Raw genomic sequence first — 16,605 nt, forward strand, 5'->3', positions numbered from 1 at the left:
AGTAGCGCCGTGGGTTTTGGTATTGCTGAATGATGGGGTCATTCCCGTCTGCTTGGGGTGTGCAAGGGTGTAGTCTTAGCTCTCGGACTTCTAGTCGGTTTCGCCGACGATTCCCGTTGCCGCGCTTAAAAAGCGGGATACGGGTATTGCGTGATCCGACGCGAAATGTAAGGATATTCGGTGTCGCGGCGGTCTGCCGATTTTGGCATGCCGAACAATCCTACGTCATCAGCGGGGAACGGCATAAAAGAGGACGGTATGTCAGATATCAAGCCAAAAGCTGTGGCTGCAACACCTACAGGCAAATCAGGCAAACCCTACAACCCACTGAAATGGCATCGCAAGGATACGGTGTGGATGCTGAGCCTTTTCGGCACGGCCGTCGGCGCCGGCGTGCTGTTCCTGCCCATCGATGCGGGAAGTGCGGGCGGCATCGGTCTGCTGTTCATGGCGCTGATCTCGTACCCGATGGCCTATTTCGCGCACCTTGCGCTGAGCCGTTTCGTACTTTCGGCAGACCGGCTTGACGACGACATCACCGACGTGGTCGAGCAGCGTTTCGGTTTTAATTTCGGCATGGTCTTCACGATTCTGTACTTCATCGAGACATGTATTACATTGTTGGTCTATGCCATCTCCATCACCAACACCGTCGAAAGCTTCATCGGCAACCAGCTCCACCTTCCCGTCCCGCCGCGCTGGTTGCTTTCGCTGATTCTGATCACTATTCTGGTCGGTATCGCCAGCCTTGGCATCGACGTCATCACCAAAGTCGTGAGCTCGCTGGTCTACCCGGTCATCATCGTCCTCGTGCTTTTCTCGATTTATCTGATTCCCAAGTGGAACATGTCGATGGTGACGAGTTTCCCCAAAACCTCGAACGGCGGCTTCAATGTCGGTGCTCTTTTGCAGAACCTCTGGCTTTTGATTCCCGTGATGACCTTCGCTTTTGACCATTCCGCCATCGTCTCGTCCTTCTCGGTGGCCGAGCGCAAGGAATACGGCGACGACGAGGTGCACCTGAAAATTCGGCAGATCCTGCGCTGGGGCGAACTGTTGATGGTCGGCGTGGTGATGTTCTTCGTCATCAGCTGCGACCTCTCGCTTTCGCCGGCCGATCTGGCGCTCGCCAAGTCTCAGAACGTCTCGATCCTCACCTATATCGCCAACAAATCGGATGTGCCGTTCATCTCTTGGGTCGCGCCGATTATTTCCTTTATCGCCATCGCGAAGTCGTTCCTCGGCAACTATTCCGGCACCAAGGAAGGCCTGGGCGGCATCATTCGCAAGGTGGCGAGCAAAATGAATCGGACCGTTCCCAAGCGTGGCCTGATGATTTTCATCAGCTGTTTCGTTTTCCTGATCGACTGGCTTATTGCCTGGGCCAATCCGTCGGTCATGGACCTTTTGGAGACCATGGTTGGGCCGATCATCGCCTTCATCCTCTTCCTCATGCCGATGTATGCCATCCATAAGGTGCCGTCGCTCAAGAAGTACGCAGGCAAGATCAGCAATGTGTTCATTGTGATCATCGGCCTTATCGGTGTAAGCGCGATTTTCTACAATATTGTCAGATTGTTCTGATTACTTGCCTATTTATTTGTTGAATGTCGTAATAAAACCTTGTGATGGCGTGTGTCGGCCACTGGAACGACGATGCGTAGAATAGTAACGTGACACAAACGCAACAGGCACAGGCCAAAGAACATGGAACCGAGACGACCGCTCAGAAGCGCGAGCGTTTCGAAAAACTTGCCATGCCTGCGGTGGATGCACTGTATCGTCAGGCCATGAAACTGACCAATAATCCCGAGGACGCCCAGGACTTGGTGCAGGACGCCTATGAGCGGGCGTTCAAGGCGTTCGACAGCTTCCGGCCTGGCAGCAACTTCGAGGCGTGGATGACCACCATCGAGCGCAACGCCTATTTCAACCAGTATGCAAAAGCAAAACGACGCCCCCAGCGTGCCAACGATTCGACGGGAGAGTATGACGATTGGGATATTTATTCTGCCTCTGACCATGCTTCTGAAGGGCTCAAATCCGCCGAGCAGGAGTACTTGGATGGCTTTGCACCCGCCGAGATCATGCAGGCGTTGGATTCGCTTTCTCCTGAGCGTAGGCAGGTCTTCATCGACACTGCCATCGACGGCAAATCCTACAAGCAGGTCGCCAAGGAACAAGACATTAAAATCGGTACGGTGATGAGCCGTCTCAATCGTGCGCGCGCGCAGCTGAAAGACGAGCTGACCGAATACGCTCGGCAGCGTGGATACGGCAAGGATGAGGACGCGCAACCGGCAAAGAAGACGGAAAGGCAGAATAGCAAGGGGAATCGGGGATTCACTATCCGCGAACCCCAAAACGACCCAAATGAGCAATAATAGTGAATTGGAAGTCATGAAAGGAGAACAGGCGATGGACGGACGAATGGAGCATACTAGCCGTGTGGTGGTGAGAAGCCAGCACGCTAACGGGCTGACGTGTACGGACATCGAGATCTCCCGGTACGACTCCAACAACAGGGTTTCCGAAGATGAGTGTTTCAACCCGGAATCCTGTTGCGACGCGCGTGAAAAGGCCGTGATCGCCGAGCTGCGCGAGCTGCTGCGTCCCACGTCGGCTCCCGAATGCCTGATCGCCAAGCTCGAAGCGACGCTCGACCGTTGCTGTCTTGAGGAATCCTGCGGTGGGGATGTCGCCTGAAGCATAGCTGGGGGAGCGACGATTGATTTTTAGCCACGTCTTAAGTACGTGGTTTTTTTATTTGAGTTTGCCGGTATTTATGGGAGTTTATAGGTCAGAATATCTTATGTTGTGATTCGTTTTCGGCACGAGTGGCTTGAGCTGCAAAACCGTTCATGTAGTAATTGTCAGTGACCAGCTTTCTGCGTGGCAGTTTGCCTATGCAGAAAGCTGGTCATTTATCGGTTATCAGTGTGTGTTTTTCGGTATGAATGGTCAGGAATGCTGAAAACGGTCGCTGAAGTGGCATCAAGGTTTTCGTCATCGGTTGATCTGTGTGTTTGGAAGACGAAAAATGCCTCGCAATTGCTACGAGGCATTCTCTTTATCTGCGTACCTAACGGAACTCAGGCATTTGGCCTTTTGCCGTGGTTGGCCGCCTTCTTGCGGCGATCCTTACGCTTACGTCCGCGCATTCCCATGATGGACTCCTTTACGTTCAATGAATAAGCCTTTGGTATTATCGCACGTTGTTGCGACTTAGTGTTGAGCACGATTAGTCGAGTTCTGCCTCTAACCGGTTAGTTCTGCCCCTACAACTATTTTTTCGGCTCAAAACGTGTGTTTGGAGGCAGGATTGACCGGGTGGAGGCAGAAATATGAATTATAGCCGGGCCGATGGTTTGCTCAGTGCTGTTCGGCCTTGAGATAGAGGTTGGTCGAGCTGGTTTCGCCGGGCTTGATGACGATGAGGTCGCGGCCGGTGTTGAATGCGTTGGCGTAGGCGGTCTGCGGTTCGATGGCAACACCGGCAGGGTGGCTTTCGGGGGCGAAACCGGTACCGGTGCACATCTGGAAGGACGTAATGGTTTTGTCGCCGCCGACCTTCACGGTCAGTCCGTCCGGGCGAGTCAGGGTGGCCATGGTATTTCCATCAGCATCTCGCTCGACATCGGTCCACGCATCGTCGAACGGCTGCTCGGTCAGCGCCGTCGGCTGGAGCAAGTCGTATTTGCCGTTCACGGGTTCGGTGCCGGTGGGCAACAGACGCTCGTTGGCGATGACGTGGGTACGTGCCGGAATGGTCACCTTGCATTGGGCGTTCTGCCCGTCGATTTCATCGCCATAGCCGCCAAATCCGTTGGCGATCCACGGATGGATGGCCAACGCCCATGGCGCGTCAACGCTGTCGTTGTTCGTGGCCGATAGCGTGAGTTTCAGCCCGTCAGCGCTGAGCGCAAAGGTGGCACGGACCAAGAGATCAAAGGGATAGCCCTTCATTCCTCCGGTGCGCCAAGTAAGTGTCACACGGTCCTCTTCAAGGGTTTCAAGTTTCCAGAAGGCCCGATATCCGTAGCCGTGGATGGCATTGTGGTTTCCGTGCTCGTCGATGGGCAGCGTATAGGTTTTGCCCTCGAAGGTGTAGGTACCATCTTCGATGCGGTTGGGGAAGGGGACAAGCAGCTCGCCGTTGGTGCAGGGCACCGGCTTGTCCGGGTCCCACGAAACGATCATGTCCTTGCCACGGTAGGTGAGCTTGCGCAGCGTGGCGCCGAGTTCGGTGACCACCGCCGTGTAGTCGCCGTGAGAAATGGTGAATTGCTGGCCCGAACGGGGAGGCAGTGTAGTTGAAGTCATATCAACTCCTGTACTAGAAAACGTAATAGTTGCCGTTCACCATTCTAATCCATTGTTTCGCCTGCTTGTTGTTCGGCTTTTCCCTCATAACGATGCACGGAAGTGGCGAGATTGCAATCGCCGCTTCCCGGCCAATGCTTTACCAAGTGCCGATTTTGGCGACGGTTGCGTCGAGCACGTTCACCAGGTCGTTCGGGTTCACGCCGACGCTGAAGCCACGCTTGCCGCCGGAGATGATGATTTCATCGAATTGCATGGCGCTTTCGTCGAGCACGGTCTTGTGTTTCGTGCGTTGGCCCAATGGCGAGATGCCGCCGACGACGTAGCCGCTTTCGCGCTGCGCCACCTTGGGGTCGGCCATGGTTGCCTTCTTGGCCCCGACGGCCGCAGCGAGATATTTCATATCCAGATGGCCGCTCACCGGCACCACGCCGATGACCCGTTCCTCGCCGGTGTCGGCCATCAGCGTTTTGAACGAACGATGCGGGTCGACACCAAGCTTTTCCGCGCCTTCGAGTCCGTAGCCCTCATCCATGTGATCGGAGGAATGTTCGTATTCGTAAATCTTGAAAGCAATTCCCGCTTCGCTCAGCTCCCGTGTGGCGGGGGTGGAAGCGGTTCCTGCTTCTTTCTTGTGTTTTTTGCTCATAATCTCTAAGTCTAATCGCCTTGGATTATCGTTTTCGTTTCCTGATTTGCGGTTGCCGACGTGTGAAAGGCACGAGGGATGATTCGTGGAATCGACCATCAAGATTTAAAAGGAGTAAAGAAACCTATCACATAATATGAAAAGATCCCCAACCTTTTGGAAGGGGATCTTTCGTCACGAATCACGTTTCTTTAAAGGAAACGGTTCTGCAGCTCAGCGCCGCAACAGGTTCACTTGCTGAGTTCAGCGAAGTAAAGCAGGGTGCGGATCATGTTGCAGGTGAAGCCGAACTCATTGTCATAGAAGGCAACGGTACGGGCCAGCGTGGTGCCGTCAATGGTGTTGACGTCGGTCTGCGTCGGATCGAAGACGCCGCCGTGGGTGTCATCGATGATGTCAGAGCTGACGATGCCATCGGCGTTGTAGCCATAGGTTTCATTGCCTTCGAAGGCCTTCTTGGCGGCGGCGTTGATGTCGTCGGCGGAGACTTCCTTGTTGAGCACGGTGAAGAGCTCGGTGATGGAGCCGTCCGGGACCTGAATGCGCTGGGCATGGCCCTGCAGCTTGCCCTGCACGGAAGGAACAACCTTGCCGATGGCCTTGGCGGCACCGGTGGAGTGCTCGATCGTGTTGACGGCAGCGGCGCGGTTGTTGCGCGGCTTGGAGCCACGAGGGCCGTCAAGCAGCATCTGGGTACCGGTGTAGGCGTGGATCGTGGTCATGAAGCCGACCTTGATGCCGAAGTTGTCATCAAGCAGCTTGACGAGCGCCGCGAAGGAGTTCGTGGTGCAGGAGCCGGCGGACACAATGTTGTCCGAGGGCTTCAGAATGTCCTGGTTGACACCGAAGACGACGGTCGGGGTGGTCTCATCCTTCGCCGGAGCGGAGATGAGGACCTTCTTGGCGCCGGCGTCCAGGTGAGCCTGGCTCTTCTCGGCGGAGGTGTAGAAGCCGGTGCACTCGAGCACGAACTCAACGCCATCGTTCTTGACCCACGGAATGTTGCGGGCGTCCTTCTCGGCGTAGACGGTGTATTCCTTGCCGTCAACGATGATCGAGTTGTCGGTGGACTGAACGTCAACCGGGGTGCCGTCATCGTGGCGGAAAGTGCCATGGACACTGTCATACTTCAAGAGGTAGGCCAGCATCGCCGGGGTCGTCAGATCGTTGATTGCTGCGACTTCGATGTCACCGGCCTCGCCACCGCGGGCCTGAAGTTCGAAAATGCGACGGAACGTAAGGCGGCCGATGCGACCAAAACCGTTAATACCAATCTTTACTGTCATGTAATTCTCCCTAAAGGAAACAGCTTGGGAATACGGGCTCGTATTCTTCGCTGTATATTTACCAACACTTTTACTGTAACTTGTCTGCTGTACTAGAAAACCCTTTTTCCCATGCTTCGGGAGAAAAACCAACCAGAATTTTGTTAGCGTTCACAATTATCGGGCGTTTCACCAGCATGCCATTGGTTGCAAGGAGTTTGAGCTGCTCATCCTCACTCATCTCGGGCAGTTTGCTTTTGAGTTTCAACTCGCGGTAGGGCATGCCGGAAGTGTTGAAGAAACGCTTTAGCGGTAGACCGCTTGCCTTCCACCATCGTTTGAGTTCGGCGGCGGTGGGATTGTCGGTTTTGATGTTGCGTTCGGTGAAGTCCACGCCGTTGTCATTAAGCCATTTGCGTGCCTTGGCACAGGTGGTGCAGTGGTTGTAGCACACGAAGAGCACCTTGTCGTCCTGTTGGGATGGGTCTGGTTTCACGGTATTTGCCTTGGTGCTGGCCATGATGGGTCCTTTCATTGTCTCGTTGATTTGATTCTAGGTTTTTCTGTGGTGACTCAAAAGCGGGAAATGCTGTCAGCATGACCTAATAATGTCAGATATCCCACAGTTGCGTGAGGGGACTGGCGGTGTTTGAAATTTGTGTGTATTGACAGGCTTCAGGCTGGGATTCTTCTGCGATCCGGCGTGTATCTGAAACATTGGCAGGCACTGCGTACCGCTTGCGTTCAGCGAGCTTTATTGAGCAGCTTTGAGACGTTGGAAGCCAAGGGTCCCAACGTCTCGGAGGCCTTGACCCCAGTGCTGAAGGCCGGCAATGCCGCTTCGATGGGGAAGATGACGATGAGGGTGCCGTCGGTCACGCTGATGGAGGCCGGGCGTCCGTCGAGCAGTTCATTGCTCACCCCGAGCACCGTGTCGCTGCGCATCGTGCCGTTTTTCAGTTCGTATTTGAGTCCGGTCTCCGTGACACCGTGCGAGACGTCGGCATGGGAGAATACCGAGACCATGCGGTTTGCCGTGTTGGTGTCTGTTCCGTCATCCGGACCTGTACAACGGCTTATGGCATCCTGATTGTCCGGATCCGTTTTTTCGACTTCAGAATTTGCGACATTGACGTCATCATGCAACTCGTTGGCGGGGAAGTGAAGCCAGCCGTTGCAAATCGCGGCGACTACGCTGTGCTCGCCGTATAGCAGTCCGTGCCCGCCATTATGTGCCAGCAGCGCAAGCATCTGGATATTGGCGATGGTGTGGTCGATCCGCCCACCCAGTCCGCCGTAAATGCGAAAGTCCCGATAGCCCCTCGTCCAGCCAACTTTCAGCGCCGAAAGCATGTCCGGATCGTCGTGTTCCGGCGGCAACGCTATGGTCTCCACGCCTTCTGGAACCTGGACATTGGCGGAATCGAAGTCTCCAATGACCAAATCGGGTCGGATTCCCAACCCGCGAAGGTGGTCAATCCCTCCATCCGCCGCTATCACGAAGGCGTTTTCCGGCAGTTCGCCGGCATCCGGCTCATTTCCGTAATACGTTCCGGCGGCGAAGACGATGCATGAAGAGGTCATAACACGGAGGTTACTCTTTTTCAGGCTCGCATTTTTTCGGAGCTTTCAAAAAATGTGAGCCAAATGAACATTCGGTATTGTGAAGATCGCTCAGGAATGTTGGAATCATAGTGTTATGCTGTCAGCGATGTTCGTTTTGGGCTCGCATTTTTCAGGTCTCGAAAAAATGCGAGCCGGGGAATGCGAAAGGATTTGTTTATGGTCTACCACCACATCGTCGTCCGCCACATCACTCCGGCCGATTTCGAAGCCAAGGCACAAGTCCATTCGCAGACCTGGCACGAGACTTATCAAGGCAAGCTTCCACAATGGCTTGTCGACAAGATCACTCCTGAGTTTGCTCTTGAGGTCACCAAACGCCACGATCCGGCGAATGTGTTCGTGGTGCTGATGGACGGCGAAGTGGTGGGTTACGCCGAGCTGGTGAATCCCGCCCGTGAACCCAGCAATTATCCCAATACCGCGGAACTGGCGGCGATTTATGTGCTCAACCGCTGTCAGGGCCTTGGTATCGGGCGCAAATTGGCACAGACGGTGTTCGACGCGTTGCCGACCAAGCGTGTGGTGCTGTGGGTGCTTGAATACAATGAAAAGGCACAAGGTTTTTACCGTCATATCGGTTTCCATCCCACCGGCAAGACCCAGACGGAGGACAACGGAGCCAACCCAGAGATCGAGTTCGCTAATTTTGATACCACGGCGTGACGCGTGCCTCCTGCGATGTTGTCGTGGTAGGTGGTATACTAATTTGTTGGCTTGAGAAATCAAGAAAGTGGGTGCGCCCCACCTGGAAGCTTTTCGCAGCTTCGGGTTCAGAACATTCCTTGGATTTGCAAGGGATTGGGAACCGGCATTTGCCGTTGTTTTCCACTGCGTTGGTTTATTCCGATGTCTGTGTTTTGAATTCATGTTGCGAATGATGATATTGATGTGTTCGATGTCGTAAAGGTTCCGGATGATGACGCGTCCAAGAGCAGCAAGGATTGGAGTTCATCATCAGCGCAGAACCACGCATTAACGACGAGATACGCGTTTCCAAGGTACGCCTGATCGGCCCGAACAGCGAGCAGGTCGGGGTCATCGCGACCTCAGTCGCATTGAATCTGGCTAAGGAAGCGAATCTCGATTTGGTTGAGGTGGCGCCGAATGCGGATCCTCCGGTGGCCAAGCTCATCGACTATGGCAAGTACAAATACAACGAGAAGATCAAGCAGCGCGAGGCGCGTCGCAACCAGAGTGCGGCCGAGATCAAGGAAATCCGTTTCCGTCTGAAGATCGACGAGCATGACTTCGAGGTCAAGAAAAGCCATGTGATTCGCTTCCTGCAAGGCGGCGACAAAGTCAAGGTCACCATCATGCTTCGTGGCCGTGAGCAGTCCCGCCCGATCGGCGGAGTGGAGCTTTTGCAGCGTCTGGCCGATGAAGTCTCCGAGTATGGCACCATCGAGTTCTACCCGAAGCACGAGGGTCGCAACATCTTCATGACGTTGGCGCCCAAGGGCAAGAAGGTGCATGCTCAGTCCGAGCAGCGTCGCCGTGGCGCCGACACCCGTGCCGACCGCCAAGCCCGTCAGAAGGCTCGTCTTGAGGCCAAGGAGAAGGAAAAGGCCCAGGAGGCTGGTCAGGCAAAGGCCGTTGTCAACGAGATCAAGGACGAGGAGTCGAGCACCAGCAAGAAGCCGGCCAAAGCTCCTGCAGCAAAGACCTCGGTGAAGTCGACCGCCAAGACGACGTCCAAGGCAGACAAGCCGGAAGCTCCCGCCAAGTCGGACAAGTCAGCGAAACCTGCGAAGTCCGCTAAGCCCGCTGCACCGAAGAGCGCCAAGCCAAAGCCTGCAGCAGCAGCCAAGCCTGCGAAACCGACCAAGCCGGCACCAAGGGCCAGCAAGAAGTAAAACAAGTTTTTGTGCAAGTCGGCGGAAACGCTGACAGGTACAGGGCACCAATGAATGAGTTTGGTACCCCGAAGAAAATAGGAGGGCAGCAATGCCGAAGATGAAAACCAATTCCGCCGCGAAAAAGCGTGTCCGCGTCACCGGTACGGGCAAGCTCATGCAGGCGGGCACCTCGATGCGCCACAACCTTGAGCATAAGTCCGCGCGCAAGCGCCGCAACCTCTCCCGTGACCAGGTGCTGGCCACGTCGCAGAGCAAGAACATGCGAAAGCTGCTCGGCCGCTGAAATCGGCTTGGTTCATAGGGTATATAGGTTTAATAGAAAGCTAGAGGAAACAATATGGCACGTGTCAAGCGCGCAGTGAACGCTCATAAGAAGCGTCGCGTCGTTCTCAAGAGGGCTTCGGGCTATCGTGGCCAGCGCTCCCGTTCGTACCGTCGTGCGAAAGAGCAGCTGCTCCATTCATTTAACTACAACTTCCGCGACCGTAAGGCGCGTAAGGGTGACTTCCGCAAGCTGTGGATCCAGCGTATCAACGCCGCCGTCCGCGCTCAGGGCATCACCTACAACCGCTTCATGCAGGGTCTGAAGCTCGCGGGCATCGAACTCGACCGTCGCGCGCTGGCCGAGCTCGCCGTTTGTGATCCTGACACCTTCAAGACCATCGTCGACCAGGCGAAGGCCGCGCTGCCCAAGGACGTGAACGCCCCCGTCGCTGCCTGAGTGCTGCGTAATCGGCGTCTCGCCGTTTGCACTGGTTTGTGTGAATAGGTGTTCGTTTTCTAAAGCCCTGCTTTTTGCGGGGCTTTTTGTTTATAGCAGGTCGGCAATGGTGAAGTTGGGACCGATTGACGATGTATCGCATAATTTTATGTCGTCTCGGACGTATCTTTTTATAATCCTTTGAAAGTTCAATGGCTGAATGTCAGACGATGCGGATTTTGCGCTGGAATTGCACAATTTTGCGGCAAATGATGCTATGCTAGCGGTATGACATACGGCGGTTGGCCGATAGGCGGGCGCGGGGTTCAACGTGATGAATCACGAAATTCTCTGATCGCCGACACCGTCAACGAATATGCTGAAGGTTCTTCTTTTGCCGAAGTGATGGTAAACGGCAAACGACATTTTATGGTGATTCGCCGCAAGCGTCGTATGGATTTCGGCGCTTAAAGTACTTATGGCTTTGCTTGTGGTGTCGGCGATAGGACTGGCCTTGTGGCTGCCGGTCAACCAATATATATCAACGCGCGCCGGCAGGAAGTGCAGGCTGTCGCCGCACTGAACCGTGTGCAGAAGTGGCCTCGCGGGGAAATCGCCAAAAAACTGGAACGTGCCCGGCAGTACAACGCGAAGATCGTGGCAAGCGACCAGAACTCTTTGGGGGAGTTTCCCGATCCTTTCGCGACAAATTCAGGAAAAGATAGCAAAGAGAAAAACGTGACTCTCTCCGATCGTGACGATGATTACCGATCGTTGCTCAATGAGAGTGGCGGTGTGATGGGAATGATTCAGATTCCTAAGATTTCGCTGAAGCTGCCCATTTATCACGGTACGTCCGATGTTGTGCTTGACAAGGGTGTCGGCCATCTGTACGGCACCAGCTTGCCGGTAGGCGGCAAGTCGACGAATGCCGTACCCACCGGGCATCGTGGACGGCCCAATACATTGCTTTTCACGCGTTTGGATCAGCTCAGGGTGGGCGATGTCCTTTATCTCAACACGTTGAACTGCATTTTCGGCTACCAGATCACGGAAATTCACATCGTCAACCCTCAAGATACGCACCTATACAAGGTCAAGTCGGGTAAGGATCTTGTCGCTTTGGTGACCTGCGCGCCTTACGGGGTCAGCACCCAGCAGCTGGTGTTGACGGCTGAATGATGCCCGATTCCCAAAGCTATTCCGTATCCCGATGATGCGCAGGGTGACGCGTTGCTTGCAGGAAGGGTGACCATTCTCGTTTTGATGGCCTTCGGCATCGTCGCGTTGGCGATCCGGCATCGCCGCCATTGGCCGGTTCGCCATGGTGGGCGTTAGTCAAAATCTTTTTGCATCATACTTCGGCCACTCTGAATTTCGGTGAATCGTTGGCATGAGTTGTTATCGCTTTGATAATAATGGTTACCTCAGTGGGTTATCGAGCATGGCTCGACATAGATGTCAACTGCTTATAACGTCATTCTGGAATAATGAACGATATTTGCATATATTGTTAGATAGATACTTTTAATATGTGCAAATACCATTCATATTGTGCAATGCAATTATTTTGATACACCGGAATACTCTCAAGTGTCTTACACTGGGGAATGAAAGCCGGTAGCAATGAAGAACCGGCCCGCACCACACGTGGACAAGGTAGTCATATGATCACCAGGGCGAAGCAAGCAAAATGGGGGAAGGCCGTGTGGTGCGCTTTGTGCGCGATAGCCATTACGTTGGCCCCGCTGCTTGACGCCATGTTTTTCTCGCCGCTTACCACCGTGACGGCATAGACCGACGAGGTCGGTCCCCAAGTTTTGCAAACCATTGATTACAAGCCGAAGCATCTACAAGATGCTGGCGACCAACAACCATATCAATACCGGTCATCCTGAGCTGCGTATGGACTTTGTGTTGCGTGTGGCACGCGGCCAGGTCAATCCGACCACTCCCGCCACATGTACGACCGGTACATCCCCTTCAGGACGCAGTCGCGGATTCAAACTGTTCTATCAGGCCGGGGCGAACACTTCTGATGATCTCGACCAGCTAGGGCATATCTATGCACTTGGCGATGGATTGCTTGGGCTGCCGGTGCGTTGGCTTGGGCAATGAATGTCAATGACAATTATACGATTCACAATATCGTCAATTCGGGTGTGTACGACTATCTGACGGTTTCAGTCGAAGCGAAGCTGAATTATACCGACGATGTCAATGAAAAGTATCCAGCGACACTGCACTTGAGCCTGGCAATATCGTCGATGAGATTGTCCCGGCGACCGGCGGCCTGGGAGTGATGACCAAAGGCCAGCTGAAGGTGGATGGCTTGGGTTCTGACATCTACACAGTCAAGGAGACTGCGGTGCCCGTGGGCTACAGCAACGCTTTCGCTTCGACGTTCACGGTGACCATGAACACGAACAATCCGAACAGTGCTGCGCAGTCTGCATACTCGAACACCGGTGATGGATGGCTTTTGGCCCAGGGCGCTTCGTGGCCGTATACCTCGGCTTCTAACCATATGATTACCGTTTGGGAAGCCACTTCCTTCTCTCAGCTGCCGATGACAGGCGGCGCGGGTGCGATTGTGTTCGGACTGGTTGTGGTGGTCCTGCTTGACGGCGCGGCTGTGCTTTTCTTCATTACCCGTCGCATCCTAAAGCCGTTTAGCGCCAGAATGGCGACATTCAGCCTCCTCCTGCGATACCCCCAATGCCTTGGTACTGATTGTGGGCACGCATTCTGATTATTATTTCAAAGTCGCATAATGAAGTGAGAATGGAACCATGAACGGATCGGAAGCAGAATCGAAAACGCGATCTGGCATTTTCTCAGGCATGGAGGCGAAAACGGAGTCTGTCGCGGACAAGACAAGCGGGGATTGGAACGTGTTGCTTAAGCAGTTTCTGGCGCATATCGACGTAGAGCGTGGACTGGCGAAATCCACGGTGAAGGCATACGCGGCCGATATCCGCAAATATCTGGATTGGCTGGCTAGGCGGGGTGTCAATAACCTAGCCGACGTGACCAGCCTTGACGTTGAAGCGTATGTCGCCGCGCTCGATAGCGCGGGGGAAAGTGGGCGCAGCAAGGCCCGAAGGCTTGCCAGTGTCCACGAATTCCACAAGTTTGCGCTGATGCAGGGTGTGGTGTCCGACGACGTTTCGGCTCGGGTCAAGGCGCCGAAGGCCAATGAGCATTTACCGGACGTGCTGAGTGTCGACGAGGTTGCCAGACTGCTTGACGCGGCTTCGATGGGGGGAAGTGATGACCCTGTTGTTTTGCGTGACAAGGCGTTGCTTGAGTTCATGTATGCCACTGGCTGCCGTGTCTCGGAAGCCGTCGGCGTGGATTTGAATGATATTGACACCGATGAGCGCGTCGTGGTGCTTACCGGCAAAGGGTCGAAGCAACGGCTGGTGCCGCTCGGAAAGTATGCGATCGATTCGGTGCAACGCTATGTTTCGTTGGGTCGTTCGCAACTGGAATCCAGAGCGAAAGACGCCAAGGAGCGCCGCGCGATGTTCCTCAACAAACGTGGCAGGCGCATCTCACGGCAATCGGTTTGGGAGGTCGTCAAAGTGGCGGGCGAACGAGCGCATATCGACAAGCCGCTTCATCCTCATACGCTCCGTCATTCCTTCGCCACCCACCTGATCCAGGGCGGTGCCGACGTGCGAACCGTGCAGGAGCTATTGGGCCATGCCTCGGTGACCACCACGCAGATCTACACCCATGTGAGCCCCGAAAACCTCATCGAAACCTACCTGACCGCCCATCCTCGTGCGCGATGATGTGAGGAAAATCAGGATTTCGGCACCATAATCCTTAAGTTTGCTCGCATGCTCATTGAAGCCGCGATGAAAATCACGATTTGAACGTGATTTTGCTGATTTTCCTCGCTAGTTCAATGGTGTCGAGGTTGGCGACTGTCTGTTTTGTTGGTATGCGGATGGATTAGGATGATTGCCAGTATGCTGTATGCGACGAGGCGGGAGAGACGTGATGGCAACGAAAAGTGCAAAGTCTCGCAAAAGTGACGATAAAAGTGCGGACAAAGCCCCAATCAAAGGTGGAAACGGCAAAACGGCGCATCGATCCAAAACCCAATATCGTGATGGCGGATTCAGCAAGGCGAGGTGGCTCGGTGAGGAACGTCCGAAGCGTGTGGTGCAGGGCAAGCTTTCGCTTCCGGGCACCGTATCGGTCAAGCCGGCGGACGATGCCGTGAACAGGCCTGTTGGTAGCATGAGGGATATGCCTACCGATCTTCTTGGACGAAAATATGAGACTTTTCCCGCGCCGAAACCGCTTGATCATCATGGTCCGGCGCGCATCATCGCGATGTGCAATCAGAAGGGCGGGGTCGGCAAGACGACAAGTTCCATCAACATCGGCGGTGCGCTGAGCCAGTACGGCAGACGGGTGCTCATCGTCGATTTCGATCCGCAGGGCGCTGCCAGCGTGGGTCTGGGCATCAATGCGAATACCGTGGACGCCACCATTTACAATGCGCTGTTCGATTCCTCGATGGACGTCCACGACGTTGTACAGCACACCGAATTCGAAAACCTTGACATCATCCCGGCCAACATTGACCTTTCCGCGGCCGAAATTCAACTGGTCACCGAAGTCGGGCGTGAACGCATTCTCGCCAGCGTTCTGCAGGGCGTACGTGATGAATATGATGTCATCATCATCGATTGCCAGCCTTCCTTGGGTTTGTTGACCGTAAACGCGCTGGCTGCCGCGGACGGCGTGATCATTCCCGTGGCCGCCGAGTTCTTCGCTCTGCGGGGCGTGGCATTACTGATGCAATCCATTGAAAAGGTGCGTTCACGCATCAACCCGCAGCTTGAGGTCTATGGTGTTTTGGTGACGATGTACACTTCGACCCTGCATTGCGAGGAAGTGCTGCAGCGCATTTATGAGGCGTTCCAGGACAAGGTTTTTCATTCGGTGATCTCGCGTTCCATCAAGCTGCCGGATTCCAACGTCGCCGCTGCGCCGATCACGATTTATGCGCCAAATCACAAAACTGCCAAGGAATACCGCGAAACCGCCCGTGAGCTCATCGCCCGTGGCATTGTGCAGTGAGCTTTCAGGTCTGCTTGGTTATGGGGATTTTGGATTCCGCAAGATTAATGGACATATTACGTAAGTGAGGCGTCGTGAACGAAGATGAGCTTGGTGCTCCCGTTGATGACACTGAATCGAGTGGGAAGACGGTACGAATCTACGATGCTGCAAATAGTGTCGCTTCGGTATCGAATGCGGGTTTCGATTCGCATGACGATGTAGACGACCCAGACAGAATAAGCACCTCTATAGGAGCCGTTAACACTGTGAATTCGCAAAAGCCTGAAACCGCTGGCTTTTCCGTCAATCTTTCCATCTATTCCGGACCGTTCGATGCACTGTTGACGATGATTGCCAACCGTCAGCTCGAGCTTACCGAGATCTCGCTTTCGGCCATCACCGAAGAGTTCATCGAGTACGTGCGCGGACTTGACATGGCTCGCGATATGGAGCAGGTCAGTGCGTTTCTTGATGTCGCGTCGGTGTTGGTCGAGGCTAAAAGTGCGACGATTCTGCCGGGCGATGAGAACGGCGAACGCGACGAACAGAGCATGGAAGCATTGCGCGAGCGCGATCTGCTCTTTGCCCGGCTGGTGCAATATCGTGCGTTCAAAAGCGCCGCCAATGATTTCCGTGAACTGTTCGCCGCCAATTCCGGACGTTTCTCGCATCCCGCCTTCAGCGACCCGGCGGTCGCCGCAATGCTGCCGGAGCTGGCCTGGACGCTTGGACCGAAGGATCTAGCCAAAATCGCGGCGGAGGTGTTCTTGAATGCTCCGGCGGATCAGGTGCGGCTCGACCAATTGCACGTCTCTCAGGTCGATCTGAAACGACAATCGCAAATCGTGCGTGACCGTTTGCGCGGATTGGATTCCGGTGGCTCGATGACATTTGCCGAACTGACCGCCGATGCCAAAAACACATTGGTGGTCGTCGCGAGGTTTTTGTCCATTCTGCTTTTCTTCAAGCAAGGTGTGTTGCAGTATAAGCAGGCCGGTCCCTTTGAGGATTTGCACTTACGATGGATACCAGGTGCCGATAACGGGGACGACGCCATAGAAGTGAACGAGGGTGATTTCGCATGAGCGAGACCAATGATAT

General features: G+C 54.6%; 19 protein-coding genes and 1 pseudogene. 15 read left to right on the top strand and 5 right to left on the bottom strand.

The features are described from left to right. Window positions 1-258: 258 nt before the first annotated feature. The 3 genes from PT275_RS01170 (at window position 259) to PT275_RS01180 (ending at window position 2,706) form a co-directional block, all read left to right on the top strand. Window positions 259-1,584: a hypothetical protein gene (locus PT275_RS01170; protein WP_277151552.1), complete on the top strand. Its 1,326-nt coding sequence runs from the start codon at window positions 259-261 to the stop codon at window positions 1,582-1,584. 89 nt (window positions 1,585-1,673) lie between these two features. Beyond that, the gene (locus PT275_RS01175) at window positions 1,674-2,384 is read left to right on the top strand and encodes a sigma-70 family RNA polymerase sigma factor (protein WP_277151554.1); all 711 of its coding nucleotides are present in this window, start codon (window positions 1,674-1,676) and stop codon (window positions 2,382-2,384) included. A gap of 34 nt (window positions 2,385-2,418) precedes the next feature. Beyond that, entirely contained in the window at window positions 2,419-2,706 is a 288-nt protein-coding gene (locus PT275_RS01180) for a hypothetical protein (RefSeq protein ID WP_277151556.1), read from the top strand. Window positions 2,707-3,372: 666 nt separating this feature from the next. Here the strand turns inward: PT275_RS01180 and PT275_RS01185 are convergent. The 5 genes from PT275_RS01185 to PT275_RS01205 all read right to left on the bottom strand — a co-directional run bounded on the left by PT275_RS01185 (window position 3,373) and on the right by PT275_RS01205 (window position 7,821). Continuing rightward, complete coding sequence (locus tag PT275_RS01185) at window positions 3,373-4,323, bottom strand: aldose 1-epimerase family protein (protein ID WP_277151558.1); 951 nt, start codon at window positions 4,321-4,323, stop codon at window positions 3,373-3,375. A gap of 139 nt (window positions 4,324-4,462) precedes the next feature. Continuing rightward, window positions 4,463-4,972, bottom strand: coding sequence for a Cys-tRNA(Pro) deacylase (gene ybaK / locus PT275_RS01190; protein WP_277151560.1), 510 nt, complete (start codon window positions 4,970-4,972; stop codon window positions 4,463-4,465). 230 nt (window positions 4,973-5,202) lie between these two features. Then, window positions 5,203-6,258, bottom strand: a complete 1,056-nt coding sequence (gene gap, locus PT275_RS01195) for a type I glyceraldehyde-3-phosphate dehydrogenase (protein WP_277151563.1) — start codon at window positions 6,256-6,258, stop codon at window positions 5,203-5,205. Window positions 6,259-6,328: 70 nt separating this feature from the next. Then, entirely contained in the window at window positions 6,329-6,700 is a 372-nt protein-coding gene (locus PT275_RS01200) for an arsenate reductase family protein (RefSeq protein ID WP_348519512.1), read from the bottom strand. A gap of 281 nt (window positions 6,701-6,981) precedes the next feature. Then, window positions 6,982-7,821: a thiamine diphosphokinase gene (locus PT275_RS01205; RefSeq protein WP_277151567.1), complete on the bottom strand. Its 840-nt coding sequence runs from the start codon at window positions 7,819-7,821 to the stop codon at window positions 6,982-6,984. Between the two features lie 198 nt (window positions 7,822-8,019). On the opposite strand from PT275_RS01205, the gene PT275_RS01210 reads away from it, so the two are divergent. From PT275_RS01210 to PT275_RS01265, 12 genes and pseudogenes are all read left to right on the top strand, one after another. Then, on the top strand, window positions 8,020-8,526 hold the full coding sequence (locus PT275_RS01210) for a GNAT family N-acetyltransferase (protein WP_277151569.1): 507 nt from the start codon (window positions 8,020-8,022) through the stop codon (window positions 8,524-8,526). 278 nt (window positions 8,527-8,804) lie between these two features. Continuing rightward, window positions 8,805-9,467, top strand: a pseudogene (gene infC / locus PT275_RS01215) (translation initiation factor IF-3); the annotation flags it as partial. A gap of 340 nt (window positions 9,468-9,807) precedes the next feature. Beyond that, entirely contained in the window at window positions 9,808-10,002 is a 195-nt protein-coding gene (gene rpmI, locus PT275_RS01220) for a 50S ribosomal protein L35 (RefSeq protein ID WP_277151572.1), read from the top strand. A gap of 54 nt (window positions 10,003-10,056) precedes the next feature. Beyond that, on the top strand, window positions 10,057-10,440 hold the full coding sequence (rplT, locus tag PT275_RS01225; protein ID WP_277151574.1) for a 50S ribosomal protein L20: 384 nt from the start codon (window positions 10,057-10,059) through the stop codon (window positions 10,438-10,440). A 267-nt stretch (window positions 10,441-10,707) separates the two neighbouring features. Further along, entirely contained in the window at window positions 10,708-10,890 is a 183-nt protein-coding gene (locus PT275_RS01230) for a hypothetical protein (protein ID WP_277151576.1), read from the top strand. Window positions 10,891-10,935: 45 nt separating this feature from the next. Beyond that, the gene (locus PT275_RS01235; RefSeq protein ID WP_277151578.1) at window positions 10,936-11,601 is read left to right on the top strand and encodes a class C sortase; all 666 of its coding nucleotides are present in this window, start codon (window positions 10,936-10,938) and stop codon (window positions 11,599-11,601) included. Window positions 11,602-12,086: 485 nt separating this feature from the next. After that, window positions 12,087-12,215 carry a hypothetical protein gene (locus tag PT275_RS01240; RefSeq protein WP_277151579.1) on the top strand — a complete coding sequence of 43 codons (129 nt, stop codon included), beginning with the start codon at window positions 12,087-12,089 and terminating at the stop codon, window positions 12,213-12,215. 61 nt (window positions 12,216-12,276) lie between these two features. Continuing rightward, window positions 12,277-12,537: a hypothetical protein gene (locus tag PT275_RS01245; RefSeq protein ID WP_277151581.1), complete on the top strand. Its 261-nt coding sequence runs from the start codon at window positions 12,277-12,279 to the stop codon at window positions 12,535-12,537. A 184-nt stretch (window positions 12,538-12,721) separates the two neighbouring features. After that, window positions 12,722-13,171: a SpaA isopeptide-forming pilin-related protein gene (locus PT275_RS01250; protein ID WP_277151583.1), complete on the top strand. Its 450-nt coding sequence runs from the start codon at window positions 12,722-12,724 to the stop codon at window positions 13,169-13,171. Window positions 13,172-13,262: 91 nt separating this feature from the next. Beyond that, window positions 13,263-14,219 (top strand): site-specific tyrosine recombinase XerD, encoded by a 957-nt coding sequence (xerD, locus tag PT275_RS01255; RefSeq protein ID WP_277153609.1) that lies wholly within the window; start codon window positions 13,263-13,265, stop codon window positions 14,217-14,219. 463 nt (window positions 14,220-14,682) lie between these two features. Then, a complete protein-coding gene (locus PT275_RS01260; RefSeq protein ID WP_277153610.1) occupies window positions 14,683-15,522 on the top strand; it encodes an AAA family ATPase in 840 nt (279 codons plus the stop codon). Between the two features lie 218 nt (window positions 15,523-15,740). Then, complete coding sequence (locus tag PT275_RS01265) at window positions 15,741-16,589, top strand: segregation/condensation protein A (protein WP_277153611.1); 849 nt, start codon at window positions 15,741-15,743, stop codon at window positions 16,587-16,589. The last annotated feature ends 16 nt before the right edge of the window (window positions 16,590-16,605 follow it).

The organism is Bifidobacterium sp. ESL0745, from assembly GCF_029433335.1.
Classification (GTDB): Bacteria; Actinomycetota; Actinomycetes; order Actinomycetales; family Bifidobacteriaceae; genus Bifidobacterium.